This is a genomic window from Pelotomaculum propionicicum (assembly GCF_004369225.1).
In the GTDB taxonomy this organism is placed as follows: domain Bacteria; phylum Bacillota; class Desulfotomaculia; order Desulfotomaculales; family Pelotomaculaceae; genus Pelotomaculum_B; species Pelotomaculum_B propionicicum.
Window position 1 is genome coordinate 1 of sequence record NZ_QFFZ01000080.1, and the last position, 8,336, is coordinate 8,336.

4 protein-coding genes are annotated in these 8,336 nt (G+C 49.4%); all 4 read left to right on the forward strand.

Annotated features, from left to right (window positions below):
• Positions 1 to 430 precede the first annotated feature (430 nt).
• Positions 431 to 2,599 carry a DNA helicase PcrA gene (gene pcrA / locus Pmgp_RS18350; RefSeq protein ID WP_134216006.1) on the forward strand — a complete coding sequence of 723 codons (2,169 nt, stop codon included), beginning with the start codon at positions 431 to 433 and terminating at the stop codon, positions 2,597 to 2,599.
• A 161-nt stretch (positions 2,600 to 2,760) separates the two neighbouring features.
• Positions 2,761 to 3,633, forward strand: a complete 873-nt coding sequence (locus Pmgp_RS18355) for a lipid II flippase Amj family protein (RefSeq protein ID WP_134216008.1) — start codon at positions 2,761 to 2,763, stop codon at positions 3,631 to 3,633.
• Between the two features lie 160 nt (positions 3,634 to 3,793).
• Complete coding sequence (ligA, locus tag Pmgp_RS18360) at positions 3,794 to 5,800, forward strand: NAD-dependent DNA ligase LigA (RefSeq protein ID WP_243119953.1); 2,007 nt, start codon at positions 3,794 to 3,796, stop codon at positions 5,798 to 5,800.
• A gap of 242 nt (positions 5,801 to 6,042) precedes the next feature.
• Positions 6,043 to 8,336 (forward strand): CHASE4 domain-containing protein (locus tag Pmgp_RS18365; RefSeq protein ID WP_134216012.1); only part of this gene is annotated, 2,294 nt, incomplete at its 3' end.

Here is an 8,336-nt window from a genome sequence, read left to right on the forward strand (position 1 = left end):
CGCTTCCTTGATAAGCTGTTCTTTGAAATTTTTAGGATATCTCTTGCGTTTCATCCATACCCCTCCGTTAATATTAGTTTATATCAATAAGGGGGTATGGCTCAAATTCAATTAGGGGGCTAAATAGTTTATACATCCTGGTTTAAGATTGCATGGGGGATTTTATTAGAATATATAGGGGAAAATTTGCACTAAAGGTATTGGGTTGTTTAGCGCCTAACTTGTTTTTAACAATGATCATTAATTATGATTTGATTTATGTTTTATCTCTTGGCTGATGCAGACACTGCTATCGGCTTTTTTTTTGCCTTGCCTGACAATGCCTGAAATTTGATGAATATTGTATGGCGCCGGCGCTGCTTCCAGTGCAGGATTTGCGCTTATTGCTTAGAATTTATATGATTGAGGTAAAGTTTTTCAGGAGGATTTAATGGAATTATTAAACAAGTTAAACCCCGCCCAGCTTGAGGCGGTTACTTACGGGGACGGCCCGCTGCTGGTCCTGGCCGGCGCGGGCAGCGGCAAAACCAGGGTCTTAACCTGCCGGGTCGCTTACCTTTTAAAGGAGATGAAAGTTCCTCCTCACAGGGTTTTGGCTATAACTTTTACCAACAAGGCCGCGCGGGAAATGCGTGAAAGAGTGGAAGATCTTGTTCCGGAGATTTCCCGTGATATCTGGATCTGTACTTTTCACGCCGCCTGTTTGCGCATCTTGAGAAGGCAGGAGGAGTTTTTTGGCCGGAGCAGGAATTTCGTCATCTACGATGAAGACGATAAGCTCACTGTTGTTAAGGACTGTCTAAAAGAACTGGATCTGGACGACAAAAAGTTTCCTCCCAGGGCAGTGGCGGGAGCTGTTTCCCAGGCTAAAAACCAGTTGCTGGACGCTGGTGAATTTGAACAGTATGCCTATGATTATTTCAACAGGGTTGCTGCAAATGTTTACCGCCTGTATCAGGACAAACTGCGCCAAAATGACGCGGTGGATTTTGATGACCTGATCTTTTTAACTGTGCGCTTATTTCAGAACTACCCGCAGGTTTTGAAATATTACCAGGACCGGTTTCGTTTTATCCTGGTGGATGAGTATCAGGACACCGACCACGGGCAATACGTTTTGGTTAACCTGCTGGCCGGGGCCCACCGCAATTTGTTTGTGGTCGGCGACCCCGACCAGGGTATCTACAGTTGGCGCGGCGCGGACATCAAAAACATTATGAGCTTTGAACGGGATTACCCGGAGGCTGCTGTGATTAAGCTTGAACAAAACTACCGCTCTACCGGCTCTATCCTTGAGGCTGCCAACAGCATTATCAAAAACAACGAAAACCGGAAGGATAAACGATTGTGGACGGCAGCGGGCCGGGGAGAGCTTCCGGTAAGCTATTTCTGCGAAGATGAACATGCCGAGGCTGACTATGTGGCGGGGAAAATACTGCGCCTCAAAGAACTGGAAGCCAGGTCTTACCGGGATTTTGCCGTGCTCTACCGCACGCACGCCCAGTCGCGGGTGATTGAAGAAATTTTTGTCCGGGCTGGTATCCCGTACACAGTCATCGGCGGCCTTAGGTTTTACGACCGGAAGGAAATCAAAGATATCCTGGCCTATTTAAGGCTAATCCTGAATAACCGGGATACGGTCAGCCTGGGCCGGATTATCAATGTGCCGAAACGGGGCATCGGGCAGGCTTCCTTTCAGAAGATAGCGGTTTATGCAGAAAAGAATGCTGTTTCGCTGGTAGAAGCATTGGAAAAAGCGCCTGAGATAACCGGGCTGTCCGCAAAAATCAAGGTCAAGTGCCTCGAACTTGGCGCTCTTTTGCGGCGGCTGGCGGAGGAATCATCATCCGGCGAGAGTGTTACCAACCTGACCCGGGCAGTGCTGGAGCAAACCGGCTACCGGCAGGAACTGCTGGCTGAAAACAGTGTGGAGTCACGTACCAGGCTGGAGAACCTGGATGAATTCATTTCCGTCACGATGGAGTTTGACCGGCAGGACGAGGAAAAAGATATCAGGAACTTTCTTGAAAACATCGCCCTGGTGACTGACCTGGATAAATATAGTGAGGATGCGGACCAGGTGGCCTTGATGACGCTGCACAGCGCCAAGGGCCTGGAATTTCCGGTGGTCTTCCTGACCGGGCTGGAGGAAGGTATATTCCCTCACTCCCGCTCCCTGCTGGAACCAGGTGAACTGGAAGAAGAGCGCCGCCTTTGCTATGTGGGTGTTACCAGGGCCATGGAAAGGCTTTACCTTACCCACAGTTTCAGGCGGACGATTTATGGGAGTGAGCGGTATAACAAGTCTTCCCGCTTTTTGGATGAGATCCCCGCGCACCTGTTGAGCAGCGAAGAACTGGCTGGTGATCACAGGGGGCGGAGCAGGTCAGGATTAAGCGCCGGGGAAAAAAGCGCCAAGAAAGCACACGAGATAGATCTTTTCATCCTTGGGGATAAGGTAAGGCATGTTAAGTGGGGACTTGGTGTGGTTGTGGGTGTACAGGGCGAGGGGGAGGACACCGAACTGAAGGTGGCTTTCCCGGACCAGGGAATCAAAGTACTGCTGGCCAAATATGCCCCTCTGGAACGGGCAAAGTAAGTAGCAAATCGGGGGACGGTTCTTGCTTTGACTGGTAAATTATGTTAACTTAGGAGCAAGAAAACTCATACTTTTTCTTAACTTGCGGGATGAAAAATGTATGGAAAAAGTGTTGTTGACTCTTTTGGGGAATACTATGAACAGCTGGTTTCGGAGGAATTATGGAGCGACTTTTGATTGTTGCCGCTCTTACAGCGGTAATTCATTGCATTAACACCCTGGCTTACGCGGTGCGTATATCCGGTGTCCGCACCAGAAGGCTGGCCACTGCTCTTTCCTTGTTTAACGTTATCTTTCTTTTAGCCAGTACCGCCAATACCATCCAGGCGCCGCTCCTTGCTTCTATTGTTGAAATGTTCATCAAAAAGGGTCAAATGATCACCGGAGTGAAGGTGCCAGATGAACAACTTGTCAGCAACCCGGCCTACCTGGAACTGCTTACCTCGCTCGATTATAATGTCAGGCTGGTGATCGCGGCAGCTACAGTAGGCACACTACTCGGAGCGGCTTTAATCCCTGCCTTTGTTAATATTTTTAACAAGTCTATCTTTTTATTTGAGGAGACCGGGTCGGTGCCTAAGATGCTCTGGCTGATTTTCTCTTCGCCGCGCAAGTTTGCCAAGGCATCAAGTCAGGTTTATCTGCCCGGCAAAAAGTCTTTGAAGCTGGCTACTTCAAAGGGACTCGCCATACCCAAAACATTTTTGTTTTTAAACATAATTGTAACCGGCATTTACACTACCGGGGTTCTTTCCTCCATCTACGCGGGTGCTCTTTTCCCAAGCTTTCGCTCTACCGCCACCCTGCTTTCCGCGGTGGTAAACGGGGTCGCCACCATCCTTGCGGCAACAGTGGTGGACCCAACGGCCGCGGCTATTACCGACCAGGCCCTGCGGGGGGACAGAAGTGATGAAGATGTCAAACAAATGGTAGTCTACCTAACTATTACGAGGCTTTTAGGGACTGTATGCGCCCAGTTGATTTTTATCCCGTCAGCCTATTTGATAAAATACGTCGCTTCCTGGCTGGCCTAATAAGAAGTGGGATATGGGACGTGAGACGTGGGATTGAAAGACAGATTTTGGGGTCAAAGCACCCTAAATTGATGCAGAATCCCACGACCCATTAGGAATGCAGGATATACCCACGTCCCACTTCCCACGACTCACGTCTAAATTAGGAGGTGGTAGTAAATTGAACCGGGATCTTGAATCGGCGCGGCAGCGGGTCGAGGAACTGCATAGAGATCTCGAATCTCACAACTACAAGTATTATGTATTGGATGACCCCGCCATTTCTGACGCCCAGTACGATAAAATGATGCGGGAGTTGGAAAAGCTGGAAGAGCAATTCCCGTCCCTGGTAACTCCTTATTCACCCACACAAAGGGTTGGCGGCCGGCCCAGAGAGGGATTTGCCACGGTGCGCCACCATACACCCATGCTCAGCCTGGCCAATGCTTTTAACGGGGATGAACTGCAGGATTTTGACCGGCGGGTCCGGCAGGCCCTGCCCGATCAGGAGATTAGCTATGTTGTAGAACCAAAGGTGGACGGGCTCGCCGTCTCGCTTTATTACGAGAACGGGATCATGGTCAGGGGGGCCACCCGTGGTGACGGTGAAACAGGAGAGGACATCAGTGAGAATTTAAAAACCATAAGAAGTCTGCCGCTCCGCCTGCGTGAGGATATATTGAGGCTGGAGGTCAGGGGAGAGGCTTATATGCCCAAGGATTCTTTTGCCCGCTTAAATGAGAGCAGGGAGGAGGCCGGGGAACCTCTATTCGCCAACCCGCGCAACGCCGCCGCCGGAACCTTGCGCCAGCTTGACCCCAAAATTACAGCTATGCGGCAATTGGGGCTATTTGTATACGGTATCGGGCTAAGTGAAGGGGTTTTCATAAACAATCACAGTGAAGCTTTGGATTTCTTGAAACAGCTGGGCTTTAAGGTCAATGAGTACCAGCTTTTCAGCGAGATCAGTGATGTGACGGAATACTGCCAGAAGTGGCAGGCCAACCGCTTTGACCTTCCCTATGCCGCCGACGGGCTGGTGATCAAGGTTAACTCCATTGCCCAGCAGGAAAAGCTGGGGGCCACGATGAAAAGTCCCCGCTGGGCAATAGCCTATAAGTTTCCTCCGGAGCAGGCCGTCACCAGGGTTAACAACATTTTTGTCAGGGTGGGCAGGACAGGTGTGCTGACCCCCACTGCTGAGTTCGAACCGGTGCGTCTGGCCGGTACCACGGTAAGCAAGGCTACTTTACATAACGAGGATATCATCAGGGATAAGGACATTCGTATCGGGGACCGGGTGCTGGTGCAGAAAGCGGGAGATATTATCCCCGAGGTGGTGGCTGTTTTGCCTGAGGAAAGGACAGGCGAGGAAAGGGTCTGGACTATGCCGGCGGAGTGCCCGTCCTGCGGCTCCAAGGTAGTGCGGGAAGAAGGTGAGGCTGCTGTCCGCTGTACCAACATGGCCTGCCCGGCGAAATTATGGGAGGAGTTAATCCATTTTGCCTCACGCGGCGCCATGGATATCGCCGGTCTGGGGCCGGCTGTGATCTCCCAGCTTCTTGCCGCCGGGCTGATCCAAGATCCGGCGGATTTGTATAACCTGAGCTATGAGAGCCTGCTGCCCCTGGAGCGGCTGGGCCCGAAGTCAGCCCAGAACCTTCTTGGGGCTATTGAAGCCAGTAAAAAGAACTCCCTGGCCAGGCTCATTTTTGCCCTGGGGATCCGCCACGTAGGGGAGCGGGCGGCCAAAATACTGGCCGCGCACTATGGTTCGCTGGAGTCACTGCTGAAGGCCGGGGAAGAGGAACTGATGGCTGTGCCGGAAATTGGTCCCAAGATTGCCGCCAGTATAACCGCTTTCTTTAGTGAAAGAAAGAACCTCCAGGTAATCAACAAGCTCGTAGAGGCCGGTGTAAACACTATGACCGGAGGTTCAGTGCCAGGGCGAGAAGGGCCGCTTAAAGGAAAGATTTTTGTCCTGACCGGGGCTATGGAAGGCTTCAGCCGCCAGGAGGCGCAGGAGTTGGTGGAGAGTTTGGGCGGCAAAGTTACTTCCAGCGTCAGCCGGAGCACAGATTATGTTGTCGCTGGTGAAAAACCAGGCTCAAAATATGATAAGGCGCTGTCACTGGGCATACCGGTTATAAATGAAAAGGAATTCAGGGCCATGGCCGGGCTGGTTTAACAAATAATATGTGTCATCCTTAGATTTACCCTAAGCGACCACCTTAATTGTCTGTGGTCGTTTTCGTTTTATATTACAATGGAAGATTGAAGCTTTTATTGATTTCTCTTTACCAATTATAAAAATATCTGGTAAAGAAAAACCGTATAAAATCCGAATATTTAATTAACTGACCAATTTGAAAAAAAAATAAAAACTTCCAGGCCTCTAAAAGTGTACGGTAATATTGTGAGGTACTAAGCATGTCGCTGTTGAAAAAGACTATAATTGTAACTGGTTTAACACTGATCGGGCTGATTATTATTCTTTATTCTACTTCACAAGCTATTTTAATGAATAGCTTTATCAATATGGAGAAACTCGAGGTTGGGGAGAACATTCAAAGAGCCCAGGAAACTTTAACAGACGAGCTGTCTTATTTAAACAGTACTGCATCCGACTGGGCAGCCTGGGACGATACTTATGATTTTGTCGAAGATACCGGTGCGGAGTATATTGAGTCCAATCTATTGGATACAACATTCACCAGCTTAAAAATTAATTTTATTATTTATATCGATAATGCCGGCAGTGTTGTATTCGGCAAAGGTCTGGATTTGAACAGCAACAGTGTGATTCCCATCCCGGAAACCTTGGTAAAACACTTTGTCGCAAATGACCGGCTTTTAACCCACCAGGATACCGGGAGCAGCTTAACCGGTATTGTTAATCTACCTGAAGGTCCGCTGCTGGTTGCATCACGTCCGATTGTCACCAGTGAATATGAAGGCCCCATACGCGGCACTCTGATTATGGGACGCTACCTTGACGCGGTAGAGAAAAAAAGGCTTGCCGATAAAGCTCACCTGTCATTAACCTTTCAGCCGGTAAATAATTTGTCCATGCCGGACGATTTTAATCTGGCCAAATCCTTAATATCACAGGAAAATCCTTTCTATATCCACCCATTAAGCGAGGATGTAATCGCGGGATATGCCGGCATAAATGATATTTACGGCGATCCCGCGCTGCTTCTTAAAATTGACATGCCCAGAGAAATATACAGACAGGGAAAAGCAAGCGTATTATATTTTCTATTATCTGTATTTTTTGTGGGGCTGGTCTTCTTTTGGGTTGACCTGATGCTGCTGGGGAAAGTGGTGCTGTCAAGACTGGCGGGGATCAGCGACGGTGTCAGCAGCATTGGCGCAAGGGGGGACCTGTCAGCGCGCATACAGATTAAAGGCAATGACGAACTGGCCGGCCTGGCAGGTGAAATAAACCGGATGCTGCAGGCACTGGAACAGTCTCAGAAAAAATTACAGGAAAATGAACAACTGTTTCGCCTGTTGGCCGAAAACGCCCGGGACATTATTTATCGCTACCGCTTTTTGCCGAAACAAGGGTTTGAGTATGTCAGTCCGTCGGCAACCGCTATCACAGGCTATGCCCCTGAGGAATTCTACGCCGATCCGGACTTTGCTTTTAAAATTGTTTATCCCGATGACCGGTCGGCCTTAATTACATGCTACCAGTTTGACAACCAAAACAGTAAGTCGGAAATCATGCGCTGGGTACATAAAAACGGCAGTGTGGTCTGGACTGAACACCAGAAAGTGCCGTTTTATGATAGGGAAAACAACCTTGAAGCAATCCAGGGTGTCGCACGTGACATTACCGAACGGAAGATGGCAGAAGAAAAACTGGAACACCTCAGCCTGCACGACCCCTTAACAGGTCTCTACAACAGGTCTTGTTTTGAAGAGAAAATGCGCACTGCTGAAGGACTGAGCAACCAGTCGGGCATAGTAGTTTGCGATGTGGACGGACTTAAGCTGGTCAACGATACTTTGGGTCATGATAAGGGAGACATTCTTTTAAACGCCGCGGCCAGAGTCATAAAAGGTTCTTTCCGTGAGGGAGACATGGTGGCCAGGGTCGGAGGAGATGAATTCGCCGTCCTGATTAATAACGGCAACGATGAAATTGTGAGGAATGCCTGCAACAGGATCAGGACGGCGGTTGAAAAGTATAATTCTTCAAACCCGGACCTGCCGCTGAGCATAGCTATCGGATTTGCCACAAGCAATAATTCCGGAGCGAGTCTGATCAATCTTTTCAAGGAAGCGGACAACAACATGGGCCGGGAAAAACTGCACCGCAGTCAAAGCGGGCGTAGCGCCATCGTGCATGCTCTTAAGAAAGCTTTTGAGGCGAGGGATTTTATCAGTGAGGGCCACGCGGGGCGCCTTCAGGATCTTGTTATAAGCATGGCCAATAATATTTCCCTCCCTTATAATAAAGCGGCCGATTTGAGGCTCCTGGCGCAGTTTCATGACATAGGCAAAGTGGGAATACCGGACCGTATACTTTTTAAGCCCGGGCCCCTTAGTTTTGAAGAAACATCTGAGATGAGGCGGCACTGTGAGATAGGCCACCGCATCGCTATGTCGGCACCCGATCTGGAACCGATTGCCGAGTTTATCCTTAAACACCATGAATGGTGGAACGGTGACGGGTACCCGCTTAAACTAAAAGGAAACGACATCCCGCTGGA